The organism is Streptomyces endocoffeicus (assembly GCF_016741935.1).
In the GTDB taxonomy this organism is placed as follows: Bacteria; Actinomycetota; Actinomycetes; order Streptomycetales; family Streptomycetaceae; genus Streptomyces; species Streptomyces endocoffeicus.
The window spans coordinates 1-321 of record NZ_JAERRG010000243.1; the positions used below are offsets into that span (position 1 = coordinate 1).

1 protein-coding gene is annotated in these 321 nt (G+C 63.9%); it reads left to right on the top strand.

The window, feature by feature from the left end; translation table 11 throughout:
• Positions 1-321, top strand: a 321-nt coding sequence (locus JK364_RS54800) for a beta-ketoacyl synthase N-terminal-like domain-containing protein (RefSeq protein ID WP_269146478.1), incomplete at both ends; no start/stop codon positions are given.

Genomic DNA, 321 nt, shown 5'->3' on the forward strand with positions numbered 1-321 from the left:
TTGTATGACCCGGATCCGGCGCATGCGGGGACGTCGTATGTGCGGCGGGGTGGGTTTTTGCACGATGCCGCGGACTTCGACGCGGAGTTCTTCGGGATGTCGCCGCGTGAGGCGTTGGCGGTGGATCCGCAGCAGCGGTTGTTGTTGGAGGCGTCGTGGGAGGCGATGGAGCGGGCGGGGATTGATCCGGTTGGGCTGCGTGGGTCGGCGACGGGTGTGTTTATGGGGGTGATGTACAACGACTATGCCTCGAGGTTGCGGGTTCTTCCGGCGGATCTTGAGGGTTATTTGGGGTCGGGTAGTGCTGGGAGTGTGGCGTCG